This window comes from Mesorhizobium shangrilense, from assembly GCF_040537815.1.
Lineage (GTDB): Bacteria > Pseudomonadota > Alphaproteobacteria > Rhizobiales > Rhizobiaceae > Mesorhizobium > Mesorhizobium shangrilense.
In genome coordinates this window covers 894,315-921,106 of record NZ_JBEWSZ010000001.1, presented here as the reverse complement: position 1 = coordinate 921,106, position 26,792 = coordinate 894,315, and the positions used below count along the sequence as shown (strand labels likewise).

The following is a 26,792-nucleotide window of genomic DNA, read 5'->3' as shown; positions in this document are numbered from 1 at the left end:
CATCCGGCCCGCAACTACCTGTTGATGGGCCAACCACCCTTGCCGCGCCATTCCACCTCATCTTCGGGTTCGGCCACGGGGCGCGGCGGATCAGACTTTTTCCTGCCGGCGCCGAGAAACATCCGCCAGTTCGGGTTGAAGGACGGCGGAATCCACAACAGGACCCCAGCGATCACGGCGGGCAAAATAATTGCAAAACGCAAGATCGAGAGCACGACACCGCAGAAACCGACGATCCGCGCGGCTCTGCTGGCGCCGAAGTGCTGTGTGAGCAAATGTCGCGCGATCGTCCCGCCATCGAGGGGGTAGGCCGGCAAAAGATTGAGGACGGCCAGCGCTACGTTCAGCAACGCGCCGACCCAGAGCGCCCACTGCAGCAGCATAACCGGCTGTGGAGGCGGCGAATTGAAGAGACTATCCCGCTCGACAGGCAAAGATGGCCCTGCGATCAGATAGTAGGAAGCAGCGAAACCCGCCGCCAAGACGATATTTGTCAAAGGGCCCGCGAATGCGATCCATGCCCAGCCACGCGCCGAGGTTGCGCCCCGCTTGAACCAGGCAAGCCCGCCAAAGAGATAGAGCTCTATCCTGTCGGTGCCGATACCCTTCCGACTCGCTGCCCGGACATGGGCAAGCTCATGCAGAAGCACCGACATGAAGAAAAGAGCGGCAAAGATGGCAGTATGGATCAGGGCGCTCGTCGGTCGCGCCGGCCATTCATGCAGAAACGGCAGGATAATCGGAACGGCAAAGGTCCAGCTGACATGAACGGGAACATTTCCGTTCATGCTGAACACAAAAGCATTGTTCTTCTTGTCCCAGCCGAACCGTCGCAAATGCCCTACTCCGCCCGGCGCGACCGTAAGCGAGAATCATCAGGGTAAAAAGACCAAACCCCGGCCGACGGCCGGGGTTTGGCGATCATTTGCGTTGTTTCGTCCCGCAATCAGCTGCGCGGCTTGAGGTTCTCCGGGTCGTAGAGCGGCTTGTAGCCGACAGCGGCCACTTCGACCGGATATGTCTCGCCGAAATACTCGATCGTGAGCTTGCGGCCTTCGTGGGCATAGGCCCACGGCAGATAAGCGAGACCGATGTTCTTGCCGATGGTGGGGCCATAGGCCATCGAGGTCGTGAACGACCGGCGCCCGAGTTCATCGACCAGCGTTTCGCCGGTCTTGGGGTCCATAACCGGCATGATGCCAACGGGATAACGGGCAACACCCTTCGCATCGATATTGTCGGTCATCACCAGCGTGCACAGCATGGCCGGCTGGTGCTCGCGGGCGCGGTACTCCACGTGCTTCGCCTTACCGCAGAAATCGTTCTCCTTGACCTTCGGGCGGGCAAGATCGGCTTCCAGCAGATTGTACTCGGTCAGGAGGTCGGCGTTCTGCAGGCGCAGGCTCTTTTCCATGCGGCGCGTGTTGGCATAGGTCTCGACGCCGAACGGCATCACGCCGGTCGAGCGCAGCGCATCCCAGACGGCGAGGCCGTCCTCGTAGCGCATATGCAATTCCCAGCCCTGCTCACCGACATAGGAGATGCGGAAAGCGGTGACATCCTTGCCGCCGATCTTGACTGGCTTGATCGCCGCGAACGGGAAGTTTTCCAGCGACAGCCCATCCGGATTCTCAACCACCTTCTGCAAGGTGGTGCGGGCATTCGGACCCCAGATGCCGATGGTGACGTATTTTTCCGTCACATCGGTGATGGTGACGTCAAAACCTTTGTCCTGCGCGGTGCGCTGCATGTAGCGGAAGTCGCGTGGGCCGGCGTCGGCACCGTCGATCACGCGACAGCGGTCGGCCATGCGGATGACGGTGAAGTCGGCGCGCACCATGCCTTCCTCGTCGAGGAAGTGGGTGTAGATGCCCTTGCCGATGTTGTTGTCGCCACCGATCTTGGCCGCGCAGAGCCATTCCAGCAACGCGACATGGTCAGGGCCTTCGACGTCGTACATCGAGAAATGCGACAGGTTGACGATGCCGCAATCCTCGCTCATGGCGAGGTGTTCGGCATTGGACACCCGCCAGAAATGGCGGTTGTCCCACTCGTTCTCGCGCACCGGGACGCGGTTGCCGTATTTCTCCAGCAGATGCTCGTTGGCGGCGTAGCCGTGGGCACGCTCCCAGCCGCCGAGTTCCATGAAGTAGCCGCCGAGTTCCTTCTCGCGCTCCCAGAACGGCGAGCGGCGGATGTTGCGACCCTTGGAGAACGGCTCGCGCGGATGCACCGCCGGATTGTAGACCTTCATCGCGGTCTCGGTGCAGCGATCCCAGATGAACTGCTCCTTGGTCTGGTGCGGATAGAAGCGTGCATAGTCGATGGCGTGATGGTCGATCGAGGTGCGGCCGTCCGTCATCCAGTCGGCGATCAGCTTGCCCATGCCGGGGCCGTCCTTGACCCAGATGGCGACGGCATACCACAGGCCCCTGACCTTCTGGCTTTCGCCCATGGACGGGCCGCCATCGGCCGTCACCTGCAGCAGGCCATTGAAGGAATGGCTTTCATTGTAGCCGAGTTCGCCCAGGATCGGCGTCAGTTCCATGGCGCGCTCGAGCGGCGCCAGGATCTGCTCCATGTCGAGGTCGCGCTGCGAAGGCGAAAGCCGCGCTTCATGCTTTTCCAGGAGATCGCGCGGATGGCAAAGGCGGGGATTGGTCTCTTCGTAGTAACCCCATTCGATCTGTCCGCCCTCGGCGGTCTTGGGGTCGCCGGTGTCGCGCATATAGGCCGAATTGCCCTGGTCACGCAGCAGCGGCCAGCCGATCTCCTTGCCCGTTCCCGCGAACTCATTGTACGGCCCGAAGAAGGTCAGCGGATGGTCGATCGGCATGACCGGCAGATCCTCGCCGACCATTTCCGCGATCAGCCGACCCCAGATGCCGGCGCAGACGATGACATAGTCGGCCTCGATGGTGCCGCGATCGGTCACGACGCCGGTGATGCGGCCATCCTTGACGATCAGCGACCTGGCCGGCGTGTTGGCGAAGGATTTGAGCTTGCCCGAAGCTTCCGCCTGGTCGACCAGCTTGCCCGCGACAGTTTGCGAGCGCGGGATGACCAGACCGGCATCGGGATCCCAGAGGCCGCCTTGTACAAGATGCTCCTCGATCAGTGGAAACTTTTCCTTGATCTCGGCCGGTTCGATCAGCCGTGCGCGCGTGCCAAAAGCCTTCGCCGAGGCGATCTTGCGCTTGATCTCATCCATGCGGCCGTCGTCACCGACGCGAGCGACTTCGAGGCCGCCCACGCGGGCGTAATGGCCCATCTTCTCGTAGAAATCGATGGAATAGAGCGTCGTCCAGCAGGACAGGAAATCATGGCTGGTCGTGTAGCAGAAGTCGGAGGCATGCGCGGTCGAGCCGATGTCGGTCGGGATGCCCGATTTGTCGATGCCGACGATGTCATCCCAGCCGCGCTCGATCAGGTGGTGGGCGATCGATGCGCCGACGATACCACCCAGGCCGATGATGACGACCTTCGCCTTTTCCGGAAACCCTGCCATTGCCCACGACTCCAAAGCGGTTTTGCGGGCGGACTATAGGGCGGAGCGGTGGGGCGATTGAAGCCTGTTTGCGACATTGGCAAAAAGCCGAGCGACCAGATGGAGGAATGGCCCATAGTCAGCACTTCGACCGCCCCCTTCTGCCGGGAACAGATATCGGACCTAGGCAAAGGCCCAGATGTCCTCGGCCTGGAAGCCGACCTGGTAGCCGGCGGTCTTGAGCTCGACCACGACCTGACCGATCTCGGCAGCCGGCAGCGCGCCGACCTCGACCTTGATCATGCCCGGACGGTAGCGTTTCAAGTCGAGCTGTTCGAAGACGATCCAGTCGGCACCTTCGCAATCCACCAGGAAGGCGTCGATGTGGTTGATGCCGTTGCGGTCGAGCAGCGTCTGCAATGTCTCCGAAGGCACTTCGATGTCCTTCAGATGCGGCGCGAACTTGTTGAAGTTGGCGTCTTCCTCGCCCCATGCATTCTTGCCCGACATCAGGTTGGTGTCGGTGACCGACGAGCAGCCGATGAACTCGATCGGCAACGTGCCCGCCTCGAGCGCGGCGGCATCGAAGGTGTGGACGGTGATCGTTCCTTTTGTCCTGGTCACGGCCACCGGCTCGATAATGAACCGGCTCGTGTCGGGATAGTTGGCGCGCAGCCGCTTCTGATTGTAGGGGATGGGCTCGACCAGCATAGCGCGGGCGCCCTTTATGCGATGCAGCCATGGCGTCACATCGTCGAACAGCGCGCCATCGCAGGCGCCGACATTGACCATCTGGAACGGCTGCCCTCCCCCACTGAGCCGCGCCTTCAACGCTGCCCTTGCCAAGAATTTCGTACCGCGCAGCGACGGGCCGCGATCGATGATCCCCTTCGGGAGACCGAGCGACAGGGCAATGCGCGCCAGGCTGGAAACGGAACTCATTGCTTGTCTCCGGGAATGACGTGCAAGCCAACGCGGCGTTCGCCGTGCCCCAGGGATGACCACAGCGCCATCAGGGGACCGACCAGCAGCAGGAAGGGCGGGATCAGGTTCGGAAAATAGATGCGCGTGTCGTGGATCGGAAAAACGGTGAACTTGGCCAGCACACCGAGCACCAGCGCCGCGAACAAAATGCCGGCGCGGCGGTCGAGCCGAAAGCCCGCGCGGCTGGCCGCGTACCATCCCGCCAGCGCCAGCACTAACACACCAACCCAGCTGTTCATGCTGACGGCACGCAGCGCAGCGGTGGCAAAGGCCCTGAGATAGGCGGTGGCCGAGAATGCCGGGTGGAAGTCATCCATATTGTAGTGCTGCTCGATGCTGGAGAACCACAGATGCGGCCACCAGCCCGGATGATGCGCCCAGTGCGAGATGGCGAAATAGGCCACGAAGGAGGCGGCAAAGCCGGCCAGCGCGCCCCAAGCCTTCTGCCGGTACGCAATGAGCAGAACGGCGAAAATCGCAAGAAAGACAATGTTGTCCGGCCGCGCCATGAAGGCGAGGAAAAGCAGGATCGCCGTCGCCACCTCGCGACCGCGGACATAGGCATAGAGTCCACCGAGAAACAGTGCCGAGCACAGCAGATCCGGCGTCGAGGCCCGCGCCGCATCGCCGAATTCGGCCATGATCAGCACAGCGCCAACGACCGGCGCCAGCGCCAGCGCGCCCTCGGAGCGCAACCAGAGAAGCGTGATCGCGCCGAACAGCAGTACGGAGAACACCGAGACAATCCGCATCGCCTCGACCGGCGACATCACCGAGCTCAGCGTCGACAGGATCTCGGCATAGAGGAATTTGACCCGGTACATGCCGAGCAGCGAATGGAAATCGGCGGCATTCGCCGTCATATGACTGCGGTAGCCGCCGCCATCGTCGGTCAGCGCCGCATAGTCGCCAGCCGAAACACCGGCCTTGACGGTACTGTAGGCGTAATCATGCAAGGCCTGCACATCGGGATAGGTGCCCTCCTCGGCGACGGCGAGATAGGGCAGCATGTCCCAGTTGGCGTCGGGCAGAACCCACGCCGTGAATGCCGTCAAGAGAATGTAGAGCGCGAAGGCCGCCGCACCGATCGGGGCGGCCAGCCGCGCATAGGTCCCCTCGCCCCACGCCAGGCCGGCACCGGTGAGCCGGTCGAGTGGATTCCTGGGAGCGGGAGGCTTGGTCAGCATGGTCTTGCTCAGCGTACTCGGCCTTAACGGACTTGGCTTTTGACGAAATCCTTCACGATCGCCACGATGCCGCGCGACAACAGGCTGTCGAAGGCATCGACGAAACGATCGACATGTTCGCGCTGGCAGATCAGTGGCGGTTCGAGACGGATGACGTTACGGTTGTATTCGGTGAAGGCGACGAGCACGTCGTAATCGCGCAGCAGCAGCGCTCCGACGAAGCCGGACAGCGAGCCCTTCAGCTTGTCGTCGAGCACGCTGACGATGGGCCGCAGCACCATCGGCAAGGTCTGCGAGAAGTCGTGGAACTCCAGCCCGACCATAAAGCCCTTGCCGCGAACATCCTTGATAATCTTCGGATACTTCTCCTTGAGCGCCCGCAGGCGCTGCAGCAGGTAGTCGCCGGTGACGGCGGCGTTGTCGATCAGCCCCTCGTCATAGAGCACGTTGAGCGCTTCGATCGAGGTGACGCAGGCCTCGCCCATGCCACCAAAGGTCGCCATGGCGTGGATCATCGCCGTCTTCGGCGTGCCGTAAGCCTTCATGTAGACCTCGCGGCGGGCGATCATCGCGCCGACCGCCGCCTTGCCGCCGCCGAGCGACTTGGCCAGCGCGGTCACGTCTGGCACGACGCCATAGTGCTCGAAGGCATAGAAGCGGCCCGAGCGGCCATAGCCGCACTGGACCTCGTCGGCCACCCACAGCACGCCATACTGGTCGCACAGCGCGCGCAGGTCCTGCCAATATTCCGCCGGCGCCTGGATGATGCCACCGCCGCCCTGGATGGTTTCGAGCACGATGACGCCGATCTCCGGGTCAGAGCGAAACAGGCGCTCGACCGCGCCGATGTCGGCGAAGGGAATGCGGACTGTATTGTCGGCCATCTTGAAATCAGCGCGGTAGAGCTGGCCGTCGGTGATGCCCAGCACGCCCTTGGTCTTGCCGTGGAAGGAATTCTCGGCATAGACGATTTTCGGCCGCTTCGGGCCGGCGGCACGCTCGGCGAGCTTCACCGCGGCTTCCATGGCTTCCGAGCCTGACGAGCCGAGGAACACCATGTCGAGATCGCCGGGCGAGCACTTCGCGAGGTTGTGCGCCAATGCAGCCGCATATTGCGACATGAAGGCGATGGCGATTTCCTGGCGCTTTTCTTCTTGGAATTTTTTCCGCGCTTCGAGGATACGCGGGTGGTTGTGGCCGAAGGCCAGCGATCCGAAGCCGCCGAAGAAGTCGAGGATCTTGCGGCCGTTCTGGTCGATGTAGAACATCCCCTCGGCGCGCTCGATCTTGATCTTGTGAAAGCCGAGCAGCTTCATGAAATGCAGCTGGCCGGGGTTGAGATGCGCCTTGAACAGGTCGGTCATCGCAGCGACATCCATCGCCTTCGCCTGCTCGACGCTGATCAGGTCAGGCTTTGCGATGGTGGCGGGTGACAGCGACGGCGCGCTGACGATGGTGCGTGCGCTTGTGTGATCGGGTTTGGCCATGACGGTCATTTCAAAATCTCCAATTGGCCTGTATTCGGCCGTCCCATTATTCGGCGGGTACGTGTTTGGCGGCGACAGCGTGACCGGCCTTCTTGGCGCGGTATTCGCTGTAGGCGGCGATCAGCATGTCCTCGTCGCGATATTGCGGCACCCAGCCAAGCTGGCGCCCGGCCTTGGACACGTCGAGCACGCATTCCTCGTCGGCGATCAGATATTGTTCCGGATCCATGATCGGCATGTTCATGAGATCGAGCAGGTCGAGCGTCCGCTTGACCGCCCAGCCCGGAGTCGGGATCAGGATCGACTTCGAACCAGCATGCTTGATCAGGTCTCCCAGCAATTTCTTCACCGGCGGCGGATTGAGCGAACCGAGATTATAGGCCTCGTTGGGGACTCCCGCCTTCCAGGCGGCGCGCGCGGCCTCGGCGCAGTCGAACACCGAGATGAACTGGTAGGGGTTCCTGCCCGAACCGATCATCGGCACGGGAAGACTCCAGTCGATCAGCTTGAACAGTTTTTCGAGGATGCCGAGCCGACCGGGCCCGATGATGAGGCGCGGACGAAACAGCGAGATCGACATGCCGCGCTTGCGCCATTCGGCGGCCAGTTCCTCGGTCTTCTGCTTCGACCAGCCATATTCGCCGAGCGGCGCGACCGGGTGCTCCTCGGTCATCGGCTGCGTCACTGTATGACCGTAGATCATGTCGGTCGTATAGTGGACGAGTTTCGATGCACCGGCTCTGTCCATGGCCTGCATGATATGCTCGGTGCCGCGGAAATTGACAGGAAAGAAGAAGTCGTGCCGCTTGGCGCGCACCTGGATCGGCGACAGCATTTTTGCCGACAGGTTATAGACCATGTCGTCGGCCTTCAGTCCGACCGAGGCGACCGCGGCCGGATCGGTGACGTCGCACTGAACGAAGCGGACGTTGCGGTAATGCGGCAGGTCGCTCTTGACGATATCGGCGACGACCACGTCCTCGCCGTCGGCCAGCAGTTTGGGAGCCAGATGGCGGCCGACGAAACCGTCGCCGCCGAAAATCACATGTCTCATCGAATGATCTCGCTGTGAATCTTGTCGGACGAAAGAGAAGCCGTTTCCTGGCCATGGCCGCTCAGGTCGCGGCCGCTCTGGGCGATCAGCACCGTGCCAACGCAGATGAAAGCGATGCCGGCGATGCGCCAGGCGTTGAGGTCCTCGCGGAAGACGAAATAGGCGACGATGGCGACGGCGACATAGGCAAGGCTGAGGAACGGATAGGCGAAAGAGAGCTCGACCTTGGACAGCACATAAAGATGCGATGCCATCGAGATGACGAAAGTGCAGAGCCCGAGGAAAACCCAAGGGTTGAACACGATCTGCAACAGCTTCACGATGGGGTTGACGCCCTCGAAGGAAATCGGCCCGAGCGACATCATGCCCTGCTTGAGCATCACCTGCGCGGCGGCGTTGGTCATGACCGTAAAAAGAATGAAGACAATGTATTTCATATTTTCCCACTCATCCCTTCACCGTCATACTGCAAACCCGCAAACATTTCGTGAAATAACAAGAACATTTTTAATGAACCATTGAGTTAGCAATGCACTAACCAAATCTAAGCCGAATTTTATCTATTCCGCAGCCTCGGCGGTGGCGCGCCGCCCATCGAGCTCTTTTTTCGCCGTCCGCGCCCAGAAGCTCGACATGAAGGCGGGATCGCGCAGCGCTTCCAGGCGTTGCCAGTCTGGAAAGGATGCGGTGAATATCTCGGCGCCCATGCGGGCATCCTTGTACGGATTGACCGCGCCGCCACCTTCCACGGTGATGCGGTCGAGTTCCGACAGCAAAGCAAGCGTTGATGCGCCCCGGTTGGGGAAGTCGAGCGTCAGCGTGAACCCTGGTCGGGGAAACGACAGCAGCGCCGGCGAACGGATCGAGCCGAAGCGTTTCAGCACGGTCAGGAACGAGCCCTGCCCGGCCTCTCGTGCCGCGGCGAGCAGTGCCGGCACGACCTGGCGCGCTGTGTCTTCAGGCACGACGCTCTGGTGCTGGAACAACCCTTTCGGTCCATAAAGCCGGTTCCAGTCGCGGACCCCGTCGAGCGGAAAGAAGAAACCCTGGTAGCCGACATGGCATGGCGCTGAAGACCGGCCTTTCTTCCACCGGTACGCAGCATTGAAAGCGGTGAGGAACGGCCGGTTGAGTACATTGAACGGCGGCTGGACCGGTACCGACAATGCCCCAGTTGCGTGCGAGGCCACGTGCGAGCCATGCTCGGCATGATTGCCAGTGAACAACAGGCCGCGCCCGCTGCTGCGGCCGCCGGCAAGCTGGTCGATCCAGGCGACGGCATATTCATTGGCCTGGTCGGCGGCCTCGGCAAGGCCGAAGAATTCACCGAGATCGCGAAATGGTGTCGCCTTCTCGACGATGTCGAGCGAAGGCACCCGCATCAGGCGGACCGAGGCCGAGAGGATCAGGCCGGTCAGGCCCATGCCGCCGATCGTCGCGCGGAACAGGCGCGCATTGTCGGTGGCCGAGCAGCGATATGTTCGGCCGTCCGAACGCAGCAGCAGGAACGATTCGACGTGACAGCCAAACGTGCCGCGCCGGTGGTGGTTCTTGCCGTGAACGTCGTTGGCGATGGCGCCGCCAAGCGTGACGAACTGCGTGCCCGGGACAACAGCTGGAAAGAAGCCATAAGGTGCCGCATGCGCGATGATGTCGGACAGGAGAACCCCGGCCTCGGCCTCGATGACGCCGGTTTCGGCATTGAAGGCGCGGATGCGGTTCAGCGAGCGCATGTCGACGACCGCGCCAGCCGCGTTCTGGCAAGAATCGCCGTAGGAGCGGCCATTGCCATAGGCGAGCAGGCCGTCCTTCTTCGCCTCCCGGGCCTTCAGCATCGCTACGCCGTCATCGGCGGTGATTGCGCGTGCTGCCGGTGACGTGGCGAGGCCGAAGCTTTGGTAACGCTCGGCCATGCCTACCAGCCCCCGATGACCAGTAGCACGGCGCCGATGAACACCACGATCTGGCTGCGCCAATCGCGGATGATGAACACCACCGGGTCGTCATGCATCTCGTCGCGACGCGCGAGGATCCAGACGCGCATGGTCAGATAGAGCACGATCGGCGCCAATGGCCAGATCAGCCAGGGGTGCGGGTAAAGTTCGCGGACCGCGACGCTGTCCATGTAGAGCGCCAGCACCAGCGCGGACGAAAAAGCCGAGGCCATGCCCGCCTGCGCGACGATCTCCTGGTCTTCGGTGCGATAGCCACGGCCGGCAATGCGCTCGCCCGCGGGAATGGCGGTGGTGCGCAATTCGACGTAGCGCTTCACCAGCGCCAGCGACAGGAAGAAGAAGATGGAGAATGCCAGCAGCCAGAACGACACGGCGACCCCCGTTGCCGCTGCGCCCGCCAGGACACGGATCGAGTAGAGCCCCGCCAGCGTCAGCACGTCGACCAGCAACATGCGCTTGAACGACAGCGAGTAGGCGGTCGTGACCACGATGTAGCCGCCGAGCACGGCGAGGAAGTCGATGGACAGTGCGAGGCTGGTGCCGACGCCGATCGCCAGCAGCACCACTATCGCGCCGATCCCGAACGGTATCGAAAGAGCGCCGCTGGCGAACGGCCGGTTGCGCTTGGTGGCGTGTTTGCGGTCGAGTTCGAGATCGAAAAAATCATTGAGGATGTAGATGGCCGACGCCACCGCGCTGAACGAGATGAACGCCAGCATGCATTCCCAGATCATGTTGGGGCTGAAATACTGGTGCGCCAGCACCATCGGCACCGCGATCAGCGAGTTCTTCAACCACTGATGCACGCGCAGCATCTTGACGATGGTCCGGAATGTCGGCTTTGGCGCCGGCACCATCTCGGCGCTATTCGCGGCCTGCCAGCGCGCGGCGTGGCGGTCCGGCGCCACGACAATCGCGGTGCGGGCGGCATCGAAGACCTTGAGGTCGTGCCGGCTGTTGCCGGCATAGTCGAACCCGCCATCGCCATAGGCCTCAACAAGCGAGGTGCGCTTCTTGCCAGCGGTCAGATTGTCGAGGCCGTCGGTCGCCAGCACCCGGTCGAAAATGCCCAGATGGTTTGCGATGGCCTCGGCGAATTTGCGTGGCGTGCCTGTCGCCAGCACGATCTTGCGGCCTTCGGCATGCTCGGCGCGAAGGCGCTCAAGCAGCACGTCGCGGTAGGGCAACGAGGCCGGATTTATGTCTATGCGCTGGGCAATAGCCTGCTTCAGGCGCGCTGGGCCGCCGGCAGCCCAGAAGGGCACGAGGAAGATGTAGAGCGGATTCTTCTTGAGAAGGATGAACAGCCCTTCCCACAAGAGGTCGGTCGCGATCAGCGTGCCGTCGAGATCGACCGCAAGCGGAATTGCGTTCCTGTCCGATCGCGCGTCCATGTCCCGTCCTGCCCTGCTAGATCCGCCATGCGCCGTGGTTGGGCGTCTTGTTCCGGATATAGCGAGGATCGGCGCACTGAACGTTAAAGTTGTCGGCCCGGTTGCGTCCTAAGACCGGTATTTCCCCCGCCATCGTTAAGCAGCTATGACCACAAACAATAAAAGGCCGGGCAAACGCCCGGCCTTCCACAACCCATGCGGTCGAGACTACTTGATGCGGGCGACGCCACCCGAAATCTCGATGGTCTCCGAACCTGTAAGGGCCTCAAGGTCGCCATTGGGCAAGGTGACGAAACAGCCGCTGGAGCAGAACTCCACGGTTTCGCCGGCGGCCAACGCCAGATCGGACTTGCTGCCGCCTTCGGTTACGACAAGCGTGCGGGTCTGCGCGTCCTTGTTGACCGCGCTGGCGGCATAGGAAGAACCGCCCGCGGCGAGCAAGGCAACGGCAGCGACGAGAGACTTCCACATGTGCAATACCGGTGTTCCCACCGCCTCTGTTGCATTTCGCAAGGCATTTTCGCCCTTTGCATGCGAACTTATATGAGATGGAAGCTGAACCGCAACTGAATGCCGCATTCATGCCGCAATTCATGCGCGTGACTTCGAAAGGCTCAGGTTCAATCGCCCCGAAACATCTAACTGGGGTCGGGCTTCTTGCGGCGCGATTTGGCGAGGCGCCGCTTTTCGGCATCGGCTTCGGCCTTTGCCAGCTGCTGTTCGGCGAAATCGACCTCGATCTTGTCGTCGTCGATTGGCCATGCCGCATGCTTCTTGACCTCGACGACGGCGCGTGGCGTCGAGGGGATTTCGATGTGCTCGTTGTCGAAAGCATCGAGAACGGCAAAGCGAATATCGTTTTGCACGGAGCTGCCGTTCATGATGTCGGCCAGGAAGACGCGGATCTCGAATTCCAGCGCGGCGGCGCCGAAGTTCGAGAACAGCACGAAGGGTTCCGGATTCTTCAACACCAGAGGATGACCGCGTGCAATTTCCAGCAGGATCGCATGGACCCGCTTGACGTCGCTGCCATAGGCGACGCCGACCTTGACTTCGACGCGGCCGAGCTTGTTGCGGTGTGTCCAGTTGCCGACCGCATTGTTGATCAGGTTCGAATTGGGCAAAATGACCGATTGGCGCTGGAAGGTCTCTATTTCGGTGGCGCGCACGCTGATCTTCTTGACAGTGCCGCTGACGTCGCCGGCGACGATCCAGTCGCCGACCTTGAACGGCCGCTCGGCCAAAAGGATCAGGCCCGAGACGAAATTGGACACGACATTCTGCAGGCCAAAGCCGATGCCCAGCGAAAGAGCGCCGGCCACCAGTGCCAGGCTGGACAGGTCGATGCCCGCCGCCGATACACCGACGAGCCCTGCAAGCGCCACACCAGCATAGCCGACGGCCAGCCGGATCGAGTTTCGTACACCCGTATCGACCTTGCCGCGCGCCATGACGGAGCCATCGAGCCAGCCCTGAAACCAGCGCGTCAGGAAATAGCCGATGATAAAGACGACGATGCCACTGAGGATGCCGGTAACGGAGATCGTCACCGAGCCGATGCTGATCCCGGTCGCCAGCTTGTAGCCCCAGGCCTGGATATCACCCGGCTGGAAGCCCCACATCAGCAGGATCAGCGGCAGGAATACCAGCACAATCATCAGGTTGATGGCGACGCTGACCACGAGGCCGAGCTGATCCAGCGCGGTGTCCTCGTAACTCGAATTGGCCGACAGCCAGCGCCCCACCGACGTGTCGGCGAAAGCGCCCTCCTCGCCGATCGCCCGCGCTGACAGGAAGCCGATATAGGCGGTGACCAGAACGGTGCCTGTGACAACCACTTGCAGCGAGACGAAGAGGGCAAGGCCGATATAGCCGAGCAAGGCCGCCACGACGGTAAACAGGCCAAGCGCAAGCGACAGGTAGCGAAGCCATGCCGGCCAGGGGCGCCAGCTTCCATCGGCTGCCTTGAATGGCCTCAGCAGCGCCATCAGGATCAGAATGACGCCGACGATGATGGTGGCGCCAAAACTGCGGGCGATGGTCAGAGACAGTGGCGAGCCCATCTTGTCGTTGATCACCGAAAGGAAGGTGTTGACGCTGATGACCACGGCCATGGCAGTGCTCAAGCGCACCAGCCAGCGCGCCGGCCCGGTTTCGACTGGGATCAGGCGCCAGTTCGGCAACCGCGGCGACAGCGCCGCATTGGCAAGGCGGTTGACGCAGAACACCACCGCGATGACGACCGCCAGCGCATTCAGGAAGATACCAATGTCGCCGCGCAAGACGTTGTAATAATTGAAAAAGAAAATGGTCGAGACAAGGAAGGCGCTAACCGCGAGCGTCGGCAGCAAGGTCGACCAGAAGGCCACCGACAAGCGGCTGAGATAGGACGGGTCTTCGACGGTGGGGTCGGGTTCGAATACCCGCCCGAACAGGCGGCGCCCGCCGACCAGCAGCACCAGCGCAAGCCCGAGCGCCACGAAGGTCGCCGCCAGTACGGCCTGGAACTTGAACTTGAAGGCAAACGTCAACCATGACGATACCGCCTTGTAGAAGCTGGAAAACTCGTCATTGGCGTCGGAAAAGACCTGCGGGCTCAGCGCATCGGTCAACACGTAGCGTTTGGTGAGCAGGTTGCGGAAAAGCGCGCTGCGCATGTTACCGATCTTGTCGATCAGCCCGCTGATGCGGATCGACAAGGTCTGCGCCGCGGCGATGACCGCGTTGATCTCGGCCTTCTCCGACGTCAGCGCCTGGCGTTCGGCGGCCACGATGTCGGGCTCCGCCGGCTGACCCGCGGCGGGCACCGGGCCAAGTTGCTGGATCCTGGCGTTGATCTCGGCAAGGCGCGGACGGAAGGCAAGCGCGGTGTTCAGCGACTGGTGAGACAGTTCTTCGAGCTGCAGGCGGATGTCGACGAGGCTGGAATCGTCCTCCCCGTCCGCTTGAATTTTCTTCTCAAGCCCATCGGTCTTCGCCGTCAGGTCCTGGATCATCTTCTGCTGATCGGCGATCAATCCAATGGGAGACTGGCTGACCGCTGGGGCAGCCGGCGTCTGACTGGCTGTTGGCGTTGCTGAAGGTTGACTGACCGCTGGCGCTGCAGGCGCCTGACCGACTGCCGGCGCAGCTGGAGCCTGGTTGGCCGCTGGTGCTGCAGGCGGCTGGGTGGTCCCCACTGCTGCGGGAGGTTGCCCTGCCGCTGGCGCGGCGGGCGCCTGGCCCGCCACCTGCGCGAAGGCGCTGGACGACAGGTCAGCCGATACGGCCAGCGTCAGCATCAGAATCAGGCGGAGCAATCGGAAAAGCATGATTTTGTTTGGCGACTCGGCAAGCGGCAAATGCATTAAAAGGAGCCCGTCCTTGATAAAGACGGCTGTATCATGGAGCAAGCCGTCGCAGCCGCCATCCTGTTTCCCGTTCGATCGTCTGGCCTGGCGTCGGCCAGTTGAAAAGCGATGGCGCAATATTGGCTTTGCGCCCGCCGCCTGCTGTATAGTCTGCCGCATCGCCCGAACCGGACAAACATGCACATGGCAGAGTACTCGGCCTTTTCGCTGCTCGCGAACGCGCTCAAGGGAAACAAGGACTGGAAGCCGGCCTGGCGCAAGCCGGACCCGAAAGCGTCCTATGATGTCATCATCATCGGCGGCGGCGGCCACGGGCTGGCGACCGCCTACTATCTGGCCAAGGAACACGGCATCACCAATGTCGCGGTACTGGAGAAAGGCTGGCTCGGTTCGGGAAATGTCGGGCGCAACACCACGGCTGTCCGCTCCAACTATCTGCTGCCCGCCAATACCCGCTTCTACGAACATTCGATGAAGCTGTGGGAGAACCTGTCGCACGACCTCAACTACAACGTCATGTTCTCGCAGCGCGGCTGTCTCAACCTCGCGCACACGCCGGCCCAGTTCGATGACTACGCAAGGCGCGGCAATGCCATGCGCCACCTCGGCGTCGATGCCGAATTGATGACGCCGGCCGAGATCAAGCGCCTGATCCCGGCGCTGGATGTGTCTGATGCGGCGCGTTTCCCGGTTCTCGGTGGACTGATGCAGCGTCGCGCCGGCACCGCCCGCCACGATGCGGTGGCCTGGGGCTATGCGCGTGGCGCCGACCGTCGCGGCGTCGACATCGTCGAGAACTGCGAGGTCACCGGATTCCTGCGCGATGGTGATCGCATCACCGGCGTCACGACCTCGCGTGGCGATATCCGCGCCAAGAAGGTTGCGGTCGCCGTGGCCGGCAGCACCGGCCGCGTCATGCAGTTGGCCGGCGTCGAGACAATGCCGATCGAGAGCCATGTGCTCCAGGCCTTCGTCACCGAATCGCTGAAACCGTTCATCGACACGGTGGTGACCTTCGGCATGGGCCACTTCTACATGTCGCAGTCCGACAAGGGCGGCCTTGTCTATGGCGGCGATATCGACGGCTATAACAGCTACGCCCAGCGCGGCAATTTGCCTGTCGTCGACGAGGTGATGAGCGAGATGCTGGCCTTGTTCCCCGGCCTTGCCCGCGTGCGCATGCTGCGCTCCTGGGGCGGCGTCTGCGACATGTCGATGGACGGCTCGCCGATCATCACCACCGGCCCCCTGCCCGGCATGTATCTCAACTGCGGCTGGTGCTACGGCGGCTTCAAGGCGACGCCGGCTTCCGGCTGGTGCTTCGCCTGGACCATCGCCAAGGATCAGCCGCACGAGTTCAACGCGCCGTTCACGCTCGACCGCTTCCACCGCGGCCTCGTCATCGACGACAAGGGCCAGGGCGCGAACCCACGGCTTCACTAAGCAAGGCTGCATTAGACCATGATCCGGAAAAGTGGAAACCGGTTTTCCGACCAGATCATGGTCAAACAAGAAGATTGAATCCGATGTTGATTACCTGTCCCTATTGCGGCCCCCGCGACGTCATCGAGTTCACCTACCAGGGTGACGCCAACCGCGAACGCCCCAACCCGGCCTCGCAGAACCTCGATGCCTGGAACGCCTATGTCTACGACCGGCTGAACCCGGCTGGCGACCACAATGAGTTCTGGCAGCATTCCGGCGGCTGCCGCTCCCATCTCAAGGTTGTCAGGAACACGCTGACGCACGAGATTTCCAGCGTTGCCTTCGCGCGCGGCGATCACGCCTCGACTTCCCGTCGCAAGGCGGAGGGCAAGTCATGAGCCCGCGCCGCACCGATACCGGCGGCCGGATCGACCGGCTGCGGACCATCCGTTTCACGTTCGACGGCGCGCACTACACCGGCCATGCTGGCGACACGCTGGCTTCCGCCCTGCTGGCCAACGGCGTCACGCTGTTCGGACGCTCGTTCAAGTACCACCGCCCGCGCGGCGTGCTGACCGCCGGCGTCGAGGAGCCCAACGCCCTGGTCACCGTGCTGAAGGGCGAGGTTCGCGAACCGAACGTCCCGGCCACCATGGTCGAGATCCATGACGGGCTGACGGCGCTGAGCCAGAACCGCTTTCCGTCGCTGGCCTGGGACGTCAACGCCGTCAACCAGCTGGGCGGCAAGATCCTCTCCGCCGGCTTCTACTACAAGACCTTCATGGGGCCGGTCGTCGGCCCGCTGAAAGGCACGCGCTTCTGGATGTTCTGCGAGCATTTCATCCGCCGCGCCGCCGGCCTCGGCCATGCCGGCTCGGCCGGCGACGCGGCGCGCTACGAGCGCATGAATGCGTTCTGCGACGTGCTCGTGGTCGGCTCCGGGCCGGCCGGACTGATGGCCGCCAGGGCCGCGGCCGATCAGGGCGCGCGCGTCATCCTCGCCGAACTTGATCCACAGTTCGGCGGCTCCGCCAAATGGTCGGGCGAGACGATCGACGACATGCCGGCAGCGGATTGGGCAAAGCGTGCAGCCGCCCAGCTCGAAGGCTATGAAAATGTACGCCTGCTGCCGCGCACGACCGTCTGGGGCTACTATGACGGCAACACGATCGCGGCATTGGAGCGGGTCACCGACCACAAGGAGAGGGCCGCCAAGGGTGAGCCGCGCCACCGCTACTGGGCGATCCGCGCCAGGTCGGTGGTGCTCGCCACCGGTTCCTTCGAGCGGCCACTGGTGTTTCCGGGCAACGATCGCCCGGGCGTGATGCTGGCGCATGCCGCCGAGCGCTACGTCAATGAGTACGGCGTGCTGCCGGGCAGCAGGATCGCACTGTTCACCAACAATGACAGCGCCTATCGCGCGGCCCTTGCGCTGAAGAAAGCGGGCGCCGCGATCGTAGCCATCATCGACGTGCGGCCGGAGCTGTCGAGCGCGATGCGCACCCTGGCCGGCGAAGCCGAGGCCGAGATCCTGTCCGGCCACGCCGTGGTCGCCACGGAAGGCAGCAAGGCGTTGTCCGGCATCAAGGTGCAACGCTTCGACATGGCCAATGGCGCTCTGAGCGGTGAAGCGCGCAGCATCCACGCCGATTGCCTGCTGATGTCCGGAGGCTGGTCTCCGACCATCCATCTGGCCAGCCAGGCCGGCGCCAAGGCCGAATGGAACGCCGCCCGGCAAGCCTTCCTGCCGCCGAAACCAACGCAGAAATGGATCGGCGCCGGCGCCTTCACCGGCAGCTTTTCAACGGCCGAGGCAATCGCCGAAGGCCGCGCCGCCGGCATTTCCGCCGCCGGCGGAACCGCTACGCCGCTTGCATTACCCGATGTCGAGGCGGTAGCGGGCGATCCCGATCCGGCGCCGGTGTTCGAGATCAGGGCCAAGGGCAAGAGCTTTGTCGATTTCCAGCATGACGTGACAGCCGAGGACGTGCGGCTTGCGCATCGCGAAGGCTTCGTCTCAGTCGAGCATCTGAAGCGCTACACCACGCTGGGCATGGCGACGGACCAGGGCAAGAGCTCCAACATCCCCGGCCTCGCCATCATGGCCGAGGCGCTGGGCAAGCCGATCCCGGAGGTTGGCACGACCCGCTTCCGGCCGCCCTTCGCGCCGGTATCGATCGGCTCGCTGGCGGCGGAGCGTTTTGGCGACCTGAAGCCAGAACGGCTGACGCCGATGCATGACTGGCACGTCGACAATGGCGCGACGATGTATTCGGCCGGCCTCTGGTACCGGCCGATGATCTACGGCCATGCCGGCGAAACCATCGAGCAGGCCTATGTGCGCGAAGCCAAGGCGACGCGCGAAAGCGCCGGCATTGTCGATGTCTCGACACTCGGCAAGATCGCCGTGCAAGGTCCGGACGCGGCGGAATTCCTCGACCGCGTCTACACCAACATGTTTTCGACGCTGGCCGTCGGCAAGGCGCGCTACGGGCTGATGCTGCGCGAGGACGGACTTGCCTTCGACGACGGCACCACTTGGCGGCTGGGCGAACAGGATTTCCTGATGACCACCACCACAGCCAATGCAGGCAAGGTGATGCAGCATCTGGAGTATTTCCTCGATGTCATCTGGCCGGAGCTGAAGGTCCATGTCACCTCGGTGACCGACGAGTGGGCAGGCGCAGCGATCGGCGGGCCGAAGGCAAGGCAGATCCTCGCCGCTTGTGTCACCGGCACCGCCGTCGACAACGCCACCCTGCCCTTCATGGGCATCGTGCGTGGTGAGATCGCCAGTGTGCCGGTGATGATTTGCCGACTTTCTTTCTCCGGTGAAATGGCCTTCGAAGTCTATTCCGGCGCCGGCTACGGCACCCATGTCTGGGAAGCGCTGCTCGAAGCCGGCAAACCGTTCGGGCAGGTGACCTACGGGCTTGAAGCACTCGGCACGATGCGCATCGAGAAGGGTCACGTCACCGGCGCCGAGATCGACGGCCGCACCACGGCGCGCGACCTGCATCTCGACTGGATGCTGTCGAAGAAGAAGCCGTTCATCGGCTCGGCGATGATGGACCGCGAGGGCCTGATCGCCTCCGACCGCCTGGAACTCGTCGGCCTGGTCTCGCTCGACAACAAGCCGCTCAATGGCGGCTCGCATATCGTCGAGGAGCTTGACGAGGCTAACCCGCACGGTTCCATCGGCCACATCACCGCCTGCTGTTATTCGCCGGCGCTGGGCAAGCATATCGCGCTGGCGCTGGTCGAGGGTGGCAAGGCACGCCATGGCACGCGCGCCTACGTCTCCGACCCGCTGCGTGATCGCTTCGGGCCAATCGAAATCGTCTCCAACCACTTCTTTGATCCGGACGGGAGCCGCATGCATGGTTGATCGTCAATCCCCGCTGGAGCCGGAACTGCGCCCCGGCTCGCACGGCAATTTCGAGAATGGCATCGATGTCATTCTCTCCGAAACGAGTCCGGGCTCTATCGTGCAACTCGCCGCATGGCCGGGCGAGGAAAAGACGCTGATGGCCGGCATCCGCGCGGTTACCGGCCTTGCCTTGCCCGATGGCGCCGGCGGCGGAAGCACCGATGGGGTGAGATCAGTGTTCGGCTTCGCGCCGGGAAAATTCACCGTGGTTGACGAGGCCGAGGGCCTGGCCGCGGCCTTTGCCAAGGTCGTGACTTCAGCCATCGGCACGGTGACTGATCTTTCGCACGGCCGCACCGCCATCCGCATCGCGGGACCGAAAGCCGAATGGGTGCTGGCGAAATTCTTCGCCATCGACTTCGCGCTGCCGGCTTTCCCCGTCGGCGCGGGCCGCTCGACCGTTCATCACGATGTCTTCGCGCAGATCCAGCGCACCGGCGCCGACCAGTTCGACATTTATGTCTTCCGCTCGTTCGCCCGGTCCTTCTGGAAAGCGCTGTGTCACGCCGCCGACGAGGTCGGCTACGAGGTGGTCTAGGGCGGCGTCATCCCTGGCGGCGTGCAAGAAAATCGCCGTCCATGTCACATCGGCGGTTTCTCACTCGTCATGATCTCGCAACCAACAGAAGGATGCCGATCATGACCGCCAAACTTGATTTTCTTACCGCCGCCCCCGCACTGATGAAGGAATGGCAGCGCGCGGCCTTTGCCATTTCCTCCAGCCTCGAGCCGAGCCTGAGCGAGCTTGTGAAGATCAGGGCCTCGCAGATCAACGGCTGCGCCAACTGCCTCAATATGCATACGGTGTTTGCGCGCGAAAACGGAGAAACCGAGCAGCGCATCTATCTGGTGTCGGCCTGGCGCGAGGCGCCCTGCTACACCGATCGTGAACGCGCCGCCCTGAGTTGGACCGAGGCGATGACACGGCTCTCCGAAGGGCATACGCACGAAAGTGCCTATAGCGCCTTGAAAGCCGAGTTCACGGATGAGGAGCAGGTGAAGCTCACATTGATGATCAATGTCATCAACGGCTACAACCGCCTCGCGGTTGGTTTCGGTGCCTGGACCGATCCGGCGGCGGTAAAGTCCGCGGCCAAGGCGGCGGCCGCCTGATGACGAGCCCACTGCCAGAGGATGCAGCGGCGGCCTTCGAGCCGCTGCGTCCGAAGCTGATGCGGGTCGCCTACCGCATGCTCGGCTCCGTGGCCGACGCCGAGGATATGGTGCAGGAGGCCTTCATCCGCTGGATGAGGGCCGACCGCGGCGATGTGCGCGAACCCGAGGCGTTCCTGCGCCGCACGGTGACGCGGCTTTGCCTCGATCAGCTCAAATCCGCGCGACACCAGCGTGAGACCTATATCGGGCCCTGGCTTCCCGATCCTCTCGTCGAGGACAACGAAGAGGAAGACGTCACCTTGCCGCTGATGCTTGCGCTGGAGCGCCTTTCTCCGCTCGAGCGGGCAGCCTTTCTGCTGCACGATGTGTTCGGGCTGGGATTCGAGGAAGTCGCGGACACCCTCCAGCGTGACCCCGCGACCTGCCGCCAGCTCGCTGGCCGCGCACGTGCCCATGTCCGTGAGACGCGACCTCGTTTCCAGATGGAAAAACAGCGCGGCCTCGCGCTCGCCGAGGCCTTTTTCGCCGCCTCGCGCAGCGGTGACATGAAGGCGCTTGGTGCGATGCTGGCGGCTGACGTCAGCCTTCATGCCGACGGCGGCGGCAAGCGTCCGGCAGCAGGAAAACCGATCTTAGGCTTCGATGCCGTCATGAAGGTCCACGAATATCTGGCGACCGTTTTCCGCGAGAACAGCTCGAACCTTGTTCGCGTCGGTTTCATCAACGGACTGCCCGGCTTCATCACGCTGGAGCCCGATGGCGAGTTTTCCACGACCGCGCTCGAAATCGAGGACGGAAAGGTCGCGGCAATCTATGTGGTGAGGAACCCCGACAAGCTTAGGCATCTGCACTAGGCAGGCGTCTCAAGCCGATCAGGTCTTCTGCACAACTGTGCGCCAATCCGCATTCTGCAGGACAACGCGATAACCGTCGCAATCCTCGAAGGTGACGCCTTGCCTGTCCCAATAGGGATTGAAGGACACCACCGGGGCATAGCCATGGTCCTTCATCCGTCGCACGGCTGTTTCCCACGCGTCACGATCCGGCATGTAGAGGACGACCAGATTGTCGGCGGTAGGCGCCCTGCCCGCATCGTGACCGTGGGCGTGGGTGAATTCGAAATGATAGGCATCGCCCGGCTGCCCGAGTATGACGCCGTCGAAGCCATCATGGCCGTCGAAGCGAAACAGCTCCTGGAGACCGAGACCGTCGCGATAGAAGCGGATGACCGACGCGAGATCGTTCGTCGGCCGCGCGACGCGCAAGACGAGATGAGGCTTCATTTTTAGTCTCCAATCTGGGTCGGATTTGAAACGGGTTGGGTTGCCGGCGCAACGGCGCTTGCCCATTGCGTCACCACGAGCCCTGCGATGATGAACGCAAGTCCCGCGAAACGGGCGATATTCACGGGCCGGTGGGCAAAACTCATCATCTGGCCGGCGATGACGGCAACGATGAAGCTCGCGGCGCCGAGCTTCGGCGCCAGGAGCAATGCGGCGGTAATGTAGACCACGCCTGCCGCGCCGCCGATCCAGATCCACCACGGACCCTTGAGCGCCATCCCGAAAGACGGAAGCGGCAGCCTGAAGGCGATCATCACCGGGACGATCAGCACGAGGCTGACACCCAGCGAAACGAAGGTCGCCCAAAGCGGGTGGCCGAGCAGACGGCCAAGCGTGGCGTTCGTCCCTGCCTGGAAAGGGACGGCAGCGCCCGCCAGCAAGGCGGCGAAAAGAAAGGAAAAGGAACCGGGTATGAGATCGTCTCCATATCGATCAGCCGGGTTAGATCATCACACTTGCGTATGGAAATTCGATAATCGTACAAGTAATATGCATGGCATGAATAGTCTTGCCGGTGTCGATCTCAATCTGCTCGTCGTGCTGGAGGCCCTGCTTGCCGAACGCCACGTCTCGCGCACGGCAATACGGCTGAACAAGAGCCAGCCCGCCGTCAGCCATGCGCTCGCCAGGTTGCGCCACCTTCTCGATGACCCGCTGCTGGTCAGGCGGTCGGGAGGCTTGGAGCCGACGGCGCGCGCGATGGAAATCGCCCCCGCGCTTGCCGAGGCGCTCGACCGGATGCGACACCTCCTAGCGCCAGCCGGCTTCGACCCGGCGATGGAGCGCCGGACGTTTCGCCTTGCCATGTCGGATTATGGCGCCGCCGTCATGCTGCCGGCTTTGTTGCCACTCATGCGGGCACAGGCGCCGCATGTCGACCTCGTCGTCAGCCAGGCGAGCCGCGACGTTATGATCTCGCAGATCATCGACGGCGAGATCGATCTTGCCTTTGGTGTCTTTCCCGACCTCGATCGGTCTGTGCGCTCGCAGCGGCTGTTCGACGAGCGCTTTGCATGTCTCGCCGACGCGGCAAGCCTTGGCGGCAGGTCGCCGATGGATCTGGCTGCCTATCTGGAGCGGCCGCACGCACTCGTCCATTTGCGGGCCGATCGCCCCAGCGAGATCGACATCGCCCTGGCCGAATTGGGCCACAAGCGGCGGCTCTGCCTGATCATTCCGCATTGGGGCGTGGCGTCCCACCTGATCGCCGGCACCGACCTGGTGCTGACCGTAGCCAGCCGGATATTGCCGGCGCCAGGCAACGGGCTTTGCGTGTTTGCGCCGCCCTTTGAAATTCCAGCCTTTCAATTCACCCAGATCTGGCACAAGCGGCGCGACGGCGATCCCGCGCACCAATGGCTGCGGGCACAGCTTCAACACCTGCTTGGTTGAATGCCGACGTTTGGCGAAGCAGAAAGAGCATCTGGCCTCAATGCCAGCCGGCTCTGCCGCTAGAGAAATCCAATCCGGGCGAGCATGATCGACAAAATGGCCGCAAAGCCGGTCCAAAGGGTAGAAAACCCGTCTCTGAGTCGGCACATTCGTTTGGTTCGAACATCCCCATGACTGCAGAAGCATCCGCCGGCGCCGCCGATCGCGCCGACTTTTCGGCAAGGGCCATGCTCCTGCTGCCGCTGACGGTTGCCTGCGGCGTGTTCATGACCAGCCTCGACCAGAATGTCGTGGTGACGGCGCTGCCTGGAATCGGCGAAAGCCTCGCCCGACCACCCAGCCAGCTCGGCCTGCTGATCACCGTCTATGTCGCCAGCCTTATCATCTCCATGCCGCTCGGCGGTTGGGCGGCCGACCGCTTCGGCCTACGCAACGTCTATTGTTTTGCCTTGTTGGTATTTGCCGCCTCATCGGCGCTTTGCGGGTTGTCGAATGACATATGGATGTTGGTCGGCGCCCGCGCCCTGCAGGGTTTCGGTGGCGCCTTGATGGGCACGCTCGGCCAGGTCGTCATCCTGTCGAGCTTTCCGCGCAACCGCACGTTGAAGATCAACATGTATATCTCCGTGGCCAGCCAAACCGGGCCTTTGATCGGTCCGCTCGTCGGCGGCGCGCTGACCACCTACATTTCCTGGCGCTGGATTTTCTTCATCAATGTGCCGTTCGCGCTGGCGGCGGCAATTCTCGCCGCCTCGCTATTCCCGACGGTGACCAAGCCCGTACGCACCCCGTTCGATTTTCCGGGCTTTCTGCTGGTCGGCAGCGGCATGATCCTGCTGGTCTTCGGCATGGATTCACTGGCGGCGAAGGACGTCGCCGGCGGCATGATCGCCGGTGAACTGGCATTGGCGGTCATCATCCTGTCGATTGCCTCGTTTTACTGCCTGCGCGTGCGCAATCCCTTGCTCGACCTCAAGCTTCTGCGCATCCGCACCTTCCGTGTCTCGTTTCTCACCGGTGGCGGGCTGGACACGATCGGCCTTAGCTCCGTCGCCTTCCTGCTGCCGCTGATGTTCCAGCTCGGCTTCGGCATGAGCGCGGTGCAGGCGGGATCGTTGACCTTTGTCGCCGCTGTCGGTTCGGTGGTGATGCGCTTCTTCATGCCGCGCCTCCTCAACCGCTTCGGCTTTCGCCGCGTGCTGGTCTTCAACACACCGATCGTTGCCGCCATGGTGGCTGGTTTCGCCTTGATGCAGGCGACAACCCCAGTGTGGATCGTCCTAGCCTACATCTTCGTCTTCGGCGTTTTCCGCTCGGTGCAGTGGGCCTCGACTGGAAACCTTGCCTACTCCGACATTGCGCCCGAACAGCTCGCCCGCTTCAGCGCGCTCTACTATATTCTCTGGCAATTGGCAGTGGCGATCAGCGTCGGCTTGGCCGCGGCGACGCTGTCATTTCTGGCAGGCGGCGGCCCCGCCATGACCGGCGACTTCCGGATCTTGTTCTTGATCGAGGGCGTCATCACGCTTTGCGCGCTGTTCGCCTATCTCAGGCTGACGCCACAGGACGGCGCCCATGTCAGCGGCCACGGCATGCAGATGAACACCGAATGAAGCTGCCGTCAGGCCGCTTCATTCGCTGAACGTCACCCATTCTTCCAGCGGCACGCGGTCGGTGCGGAAGTCGTTCTCGGGCTTGGACGTGTCCTCATGGCCAAGCGCCATGCCGCAGACGACGATCTCCTCGTCGGGGATGTTGAGCACCGGCCTGATCTGCCGGTGATAGGGTGCGAAAGCCGCCTGCGGACAGGTGTGCAGACCCCTGCCCCGCGCCGCGACCATGATGTTCTGCAGGAACATGCCGTAGTCGATCCACGAGCCCTGGTTCAGCCGCCGGTCGATGGTGAAGATCATGCCGACGGGCGCGTCGAAGAAGACGAAGTTGCGGTCGTGCTGGGCGCGCATCTTGTCCACTTCGCGGCGGCCGATGCCGAGTGCGCCATAGAGCCCGAAGCCATTGGCCCGCCGCCGTGTCAGATAAGGTTCGAAGAACTGTGTCGGATAGTACTGATACTCATCCCACTCGACCTTTTCGGCCCGAATGCCGGAATTGAGGATGGCGTCGGTGATCCGCTGCTTGACCTCGCCCTTGGTGACGTAGACCTTCCACGGCTGCATGTTGGTGCCCGATGGCGCACGGGCGGCAACCGCCAGGATGGCGCGGATCGTATCGTCATCGACCATATCGGGCAGGAAGGCACGCACGGAGCGGCGCGAGATGATCGCCTCGTCGACGATCTCGGCTTCATCCGCAATCCGGGGGTTGTTTTCCAGCATGGGCCGTCCCTTAGCCTTTGTCTCGACCGGACGTCCCCACTCGCCGCTCGTGGCCGAGCCTTTGCATGATCAGCCAAAATCGCGCAAGCAAATCTTGTGAGTGCATGAAAATCCACTTGATTTTTTCACGAGCCTGCTCTCTCATGAAATTCGAGTAGATTTTTTCATGAAGCGACCGATTTTGCCTCCAACTACAGCCCAGACATTGCAGGGACCTGACGAAAGGCTGCTGGCCGGTGACATTCGTGCGCTGCGCAAGGCGCGCGGGCTGACGCTTGCCGAGACCGGGTTGAAGCTTGGCCGCTCGGTCGGCTGGGTCAGCCAGGTCGAGCGCGGCCTGTCGACGCCCTCGCTCAGCGACATCAGGGCTCTTGCCGAGCTGTTCGGTGTCCCTATCAGCCTGTTCTTCAGCCATGACGTGCCCCAGGAAAGCGAGCGCGGCGTGGTCGTGCGCGCCGGCAGGCGTCGCGCGCTTGGCACAAACGAATCGGGTCTGGTGGAAGAGCTTCTGTCGCCCGATCTCGGCGGCAGCTTCGAGATGGTGCGTTCGGTCTTCGCTCCGGGCGCCGAGTTGAAGACCGAGGCGCGGCGGCCGACCGAGGAAGCCGGATATGTCGCGTCCGGACTGTTCGACATTCAAATATCCGGCGTCTGGCACCGGCTTGGCGAAGGCGACTCCTTTCGCTTCGAGGGCAAGCCTTACCGCTGGCGTAATCCGGGGTCCGAGCCGGCGGTTGTCATCTGGGTGGTTTCGCCACCGGTTTATTGAAATGGATGTCGCCCAAAACCGTGCAGCGGCCCTTGGGATGACGACATGCATCAGAAACAAAAATAGAAGCGCAATGCGCTAGG

General features: G+C 62.7%; 23 protein-coding genes. 9 read left to right on the top strand and 14 right to left on the bottom strand.

Going from position 1 to position 26,792, the window contains the following annotated elements; all coding sequences use genetic code 11:
* Positions 1-14: 14 nt before the first annotated feature.
* The 11 genes from ABVQ20_RS04755 to ABVQ20_RS04705 form a co-directional block, all read right to left on the bottom strand.
* Positions 15-836, bottom strand: coding sequence for a site-2 protease family protein (locus ABVQ20_RS04755; RefSeq protein WP_354458365.1), 822 nt, complete (start codon positions 834-836; stop codon positions 15-17).
* 110 nt (positions 837-946) lie between these two features.
* Complete coding sequence (locus ABVQ20_RS04750; RefSeq protein ID WP_354458363.1) at positions 947-3,508, bottom strand: GcvT family protein; 2,562 nt, start codon at positions 3,506-3,508, stop codon at positions 947-949.
* 162 nt (positions 3,509-3,670) lie between these two features.
* Complete coding sequence (locus ABVQ20_RS04745) at positions 3,671-4,429, bottom strand: FkbM family methyltransferase (protein ID WP_354458362.1); 759 nt, start codon at positions 4,427-4,429, stop codon at positions 3,671-3,673.
* Positions 4,426-5,658: a hypothetical protein gene (locus ABVQ20_RS04740; RefSeq protein ID WP_354458360.1), complete on the bottom strand. Its 1,233-nt coding sequence runs from the start codon at positions 5,656-5,658 to the stop codon at positions 4,426-4,428. The genes ABVQ20_RS04745 and ABVQ20_RS04740 overlap by 4 nt, the downstream gene beginning before the upstream one ends.
* A 23-nt stretch (positions 5,659-5,681) precedes the next feature.
* Positions 5,682-7,154, bottom strand: a complete 1,473-nt coding sequence (locus tag ABVQ20_RS04735; protein ID WP_435528323.1) for an aspartate aminotransferase family protein — start codon at positions 7,152-7,154, stop codon at positions 5,682-5,684.
* A 37-nt stretch (positions 7,155-7,191) separates the two neighbouring features.
* Positions 7,192-8,199, bottom strand: coding sequence for an NAD-dependent epimerase/dehydratase family protein (locus tag ABVQ20_RS04730; RefSeq protein ID WP_354458359.1), 1,008 nt, complete (start codon positions 8,197-8,199; stop codon positions 7,192-7,194).
* Positions 8,196-8,636: a DMT family transporter gene (locus tag ABVQ20_RS04725; protein ID WP_354458358.1), complete on the bottom strand. Its 441-nt coding sequence runs from the start codon at positions 8,634-8,636 to the stop codon at positions 8,196-8,198. Before ABVQ20_RS04725 ends, ABVQ20_RS04730 begins: the two co-directional genes overlap by 4 nt.
* A 123-nt stretch (positions 8,637-8,759) precedes the next feature.
* Positions 8,760-10,112: an FAD-binding oxidoreductase gene (locus ABVQ20_RS04720; RefSeq protein WP_354458356.1), complete on the bottom strand. Its 1,353-nt coding sequence runs from the start codon at positions 10,110-10,112 to the stop codon at positions 8,760-8,762.
* 2 nt (positions 10,113-10,114) lie between these two features.
* Positions 10,115-11,548 carry a UbiA family prenyltransferase gene (locus ABVQ20_RS04715; protein WP_354458355.1) on the bottom strand — a complete coding sequence of 478 codons (1,434 nt, stop codon included), beginning with the start codon at positions 11,546-11,548 and terminating at the stop codon, positions 10,115-10,117.
* 207 nt (positions 11,549-11,755) lie between these two features.
* On the bottom strand, positions 11,756-12,019 hold the full coding sequence (locus tag ABVQ20_RS04710) for a hypothetical protein (RefSeq protein WP_354462125.1): 264 nt from the start codon (positions 12,017-12,019) through the stop codon (positions 11,756-11,758).
* A 167-nt stretch (positions 12,020-12,186) separates the two neighbouring features.
* Positions 12,187-14,544 (bottom strand): mechanosensitive ion channel family protein, encoded by a 2,358-nt coding sequence (locus ABVQ20_RS04705; protein WP_354458353.1) that lies wholly within the window; start codon positions 14,542-14,544, stop codon positions 12,187-12,189.
* Between the two features lie 537 nt (positions 14,545-15,081).
* Here ABVQ20_RS04705 and ABVQ20_RS04700 point away from each other — a divergent pair.
* The 6 genes from ABVQ20_RS04700 to ABVQ20_RS04675 all read left to right on the top strand — a co-directional run bounded on the left by ABVQ20_RS04700 (position 15,082) and on the right by ABVQ20_RS04675 (position 21,723).
* Positions 15,082-16,341 (top strand): sarcosine oxidase subunit beta, encoded by a 1,260-nt coding sequence (locus ABVQ20_RS04700; RefSeq protein ID WP_354458352.1) that lies wholly within the window; start codon positions 15,082-15,084, stop codon positions 16,339-16,341.
* Between the two features lie 83 nt (positions 16,342-16,424).
* Entirely contained in the window at positions 16,425-16,721 is a 297-nt protein-coding gene (locus tag ABVQ20_RS04695) for a sarcosine oxidase subunit delta (RefSeq protein WP_354458350.1), read from the top strand.
* Positions 16,718-19,711 (top strand): sarcosine oxidase subunit alpha, encoded by a 2,994-nt coding sequence (locus ABVQ20_RS04690; protein ID WP_354458348.1) that lies wholly within the window; start codon positions 16,718-16,720, stop codon positions 19,709-19,711. Before ABVQ20_RS04695 ends, ABVQ20_RS04690 begins: the two co-directional genes overlap by 4 nt.
* The gene (locus ABVQ20_RS04685) at positions 19,704-20,291 is read left to right on the top strand and encodes a sarcosine oxidase subunit gamma (RefSeq protein ID WP_354458347.1); all 588 of its coding nucleotides are present in this window, start codon (positions 19,704-19,706) and stop codon (positions 20,289-20,291) included. The genes ABVQ20_RS04690 and ABVQ20_RS04685 overlap by 8 nt, the downstream gene beginning before the upstream one ends.
* 101 nt (positions 20,292-20,392) lie before the next feature.
* Positions 20,393-20,866, top strand: coding sequence for a carboxymuconolactone decarboxylase family protein (locus ABVQ20_RS04680; protein WP_354458346.1), 474 nt, complete (start codon positions 20,393-20,395; stop codon positions 20,864-20,866).
* Positions 20,866-21,723 carry a sigma-70 family RNA polymerase sigma factor gene (locus ABVQ20_RS04675; protein WP_354458345.1) on the top strand — a complete coding sequence of 286 codons (858 nt, stop codon included), beginning with the start codon at positions 20,866-20,868 and terminating at the stop codon, positions 21,721-21,723. The genes ABVQ20_RS04680 and ABVQ20_RS04675 overlap by 1 nt, the downstream gene beginning before the upstream one ends.
* 18 nt (positions 21,724-21,741) lie before the next feature.
* On the opposite strand, the gene ABVQ20_RS04670 is transcribed toward ABVQ20_RS04675, so the two are convergent.
* Both ABVQ20_RS04670 and ABVQ20_RS04665 read right to left on the bottom strand, forming a co-directional pair.
* Positions 21,742-22,152: a VOC family protein gene (locus ABVQ20_RS04670; RefSeq protein ID WP_354458343.1), complete on the bottom strand. Its 411-nt coding sequence runs from the start codon at positions 22,150-22,152 to the stop codon at positions 21,742-21,744.
* Positions 22,153-22,154: 2 nt separating this feature from the next.
* The gene (locus ABVQ20_RS04665; protein ID WP_435528322.1) at positions 22,155-22,592 is read right to left on the bottom strand and encodes a DMT family transporter; all 438 of its coding nucleotides are present in this window, start codon (positions 22,590-22,592) and stop codon (positions 22,155-22,157) included.
* A 118-nt stretch (positions 22,593-22,710) separates the two neighbouring features.
* On the opposite strand from ABVQ20_RS04665, the gene ABVQ20_RS04660 reads away from it, so the two are divergent.
* Positions 22,711-23,604, top strand: a complete 894-nt coding sequence (locus ABVQ20_RS04660; RefSeq protein ID WP_354458341.1) for a LysR family transcriptional regulator — start codon at positions 22,711-22,713, stop codon at positions 23,602-23,604.
* Positions 23,605-23,774: 170 nt separating this feature from the next.
* Positions 23,775-25,217, top strand: coding sequence for an MFS transporter (locus ABVQ20_RS04655; RefSeq protein WP_354458340.1), 1,443 nt, complete (start codon positions 23,775-23,777; stop codon positions 25,215-25,217).
* An 18-nt stretch (positions 25,218-25,235) separates the two neighbouring features.
* On the opposite strand, the gene ABVQ20_RS04650 is transcribed toward ABVQ20_RS04655, so the two are convergent.
* Positions 25,236-25,940 (bottom strand): nitroreductase, encoded by a 705-nt coding sequence (locus ABVQ20_RS04650; protein WP_354458339.1) that lies wholly within the window; start codon positions 25,938-25,940, stop codon positions 25,236-25,238.
* A gap of 166 nt (positions 25,941-26,106) precedes the next feature.
* On the opposite strand from ABVQ20_RS04650, the gene ABVQ20_RS04645 reads away from it, so the two are divergent.
* Positions 26,107-26,709: a helix-turn-helix domain-containing protein gene (locus ABVQ20_RS04645; protein WP_354458338.1), complete on the top strand. Its 603-nt coding sequence runs from the start codon at positions 26,107-26,109 to the stop codon at positions 26,707-26,709.
* Positions 26,710-26,792: the final 83 nt, after the last annotated feature.

Coding starts and splice junctions, on each gene's coding strand:
- ABVQ20_RS04750 (WP_354458363.1), bottom strand. CDS start 3,508: ATGGCAGGGTTTCCGGAAAAGGCGAAGGTCGTCATCATCGGCCTGGGT.
- ABVQ20_RS04745 (WP_354458362.1), bottom strand. CDS start 4,429: ATGAGTTCCGTTTCCAGCCTGGCGCGCATTGCCCTGTCGCTCGGTCTC.
- ABVQ20_RS04740 (WP_354458360.1), bottom strand. CDS start 5,658: ATGCTGACCAAGCCTCCCGCTCCCAGGAATCCACTCGACCGGCTCACC.
- ABVQ20_RS04735 (WP_435528323.1), bottom strand. CDS start 7,154: ATGACCGTCATGGCCAAACCCGATCACACAAGCGCACGCACCATCGTC.
- ABVQ20_RS04730 (WP_354458359.1), bottom strand. CDS start 8,199: ATGAGACATGTGATTTTCGGCGGCGACGGTTTCGTCGGCCGCCATCTG.
- ABVQ20_RS04725 (WP_354458358.1), bottom strand. CDS start 8,636: ATGAAATACATTGTCTTCATTCTTTTTACGGTCATGACCAACGCCGCC.
- ABVQ20_RS04720 (WP_354458356.1), bottom strand. CDS start 10,112: ATGGCCGAGCGTTACCAAAGCTTCGGCCTCGCCACGTCACCGGCAGCA.
- ABVQ20_RS04715 (WP_354458355.1), bottom strand. CDS start 11,548: ATGGACGCGCGATCGGACAGGAACGCAATTCCGCTTGCGGTCGATCTC.
- ABVQ20_RS04710 (WP_354462125.1), bottom strand. CDS start 12,019: ATGTGGAAGTCTCTCGTCGCTGCCGTTGCCTTGCTCGCCGCGGGCGGT.
- ABVQ20_RS04705 (WP_354458353.1), bottom strand. CDS start 14,544: ATGATCCAGGACCTGACGGCGAAGACCGATGGGCTTGAGAAGAAAATT.
- ABVQ20_RS04700 (WP_354458352.1), top strand. CDS start 15,082: ATGGCAGAGTACTCGGCCTTTTCGCTGCTCGCGAACGCGCTCAAGGGA.
- ABVQ20_RS04695 (WP_354458350.1), top strand. CDS start 16,425: ATGTTGATTACCTGTCCCTATTGCGGCCCCCGCGACGTCATCGAGTTC.
- ABVQ20_RS04690 (WP_354458348.1), top strand. CDS start 16,718: ATGAGCCCGCGCCGCACCGATACCGGCGGCCGGATCGACCGGCTGCGG.
- ABVQ20_RS04685 (WP_354458347.1), top strand. CDS start 19,704: ATGGTTGATCGTCAATCCCCGCTGGAGCCGGAACTGCGCCCCGGCTCG.
- ABVQ20_RS04680 (WP_354458346.1), top strand. CDS start 20,393: ATGACCGCCAAACTTGATTTTCTTACCGCCGCCCCCGCACTGATGAAG.
- ABVQ20_RS04675 (WP_354458345.1), top strand. CDS start 20,866: ATGACGAGCCCACTGCCAGAGGATGCAGCGGCGGCCTTCGAGCCGCTG.
- ABVQ20_RS04670 (WP_354458343.1), bottom strand. CDS start 22,152: ATGAAGCCTCATCTCGTCTTGCGCGTCGCGCGGCCGACGAACGATCTC.
- ABVQ20_RS04660 (WP_354458341.1), top strand. CDS start 22,711: ATGAATAGTCTTGCCGGTGTCGATCTCAATCTGCTCGTCGTGCTGGAG.
- ABVQ20_RS04655 (WP_354458340.1), top strand. CDS start 23,775: ATGACTGCAGAAGCATCCGCCGGCGCCGCCGATCGCGCCGACTTTTCG.
- ABVQ20_RS04650 (WP_354458339.1), bottom strand. CDS start 25,940: ATGCTGGAAAACAACCCCCGGATTGCGGATGAAGCCGAGATCGTCGAC.
- ABVQ20_RS04645 (WP_354458338.1), top strand. CDS start 26,107: ATGAAGCGACCGATTTTGCCTCCAACTACAGCCCAGACATTGCAGGGA.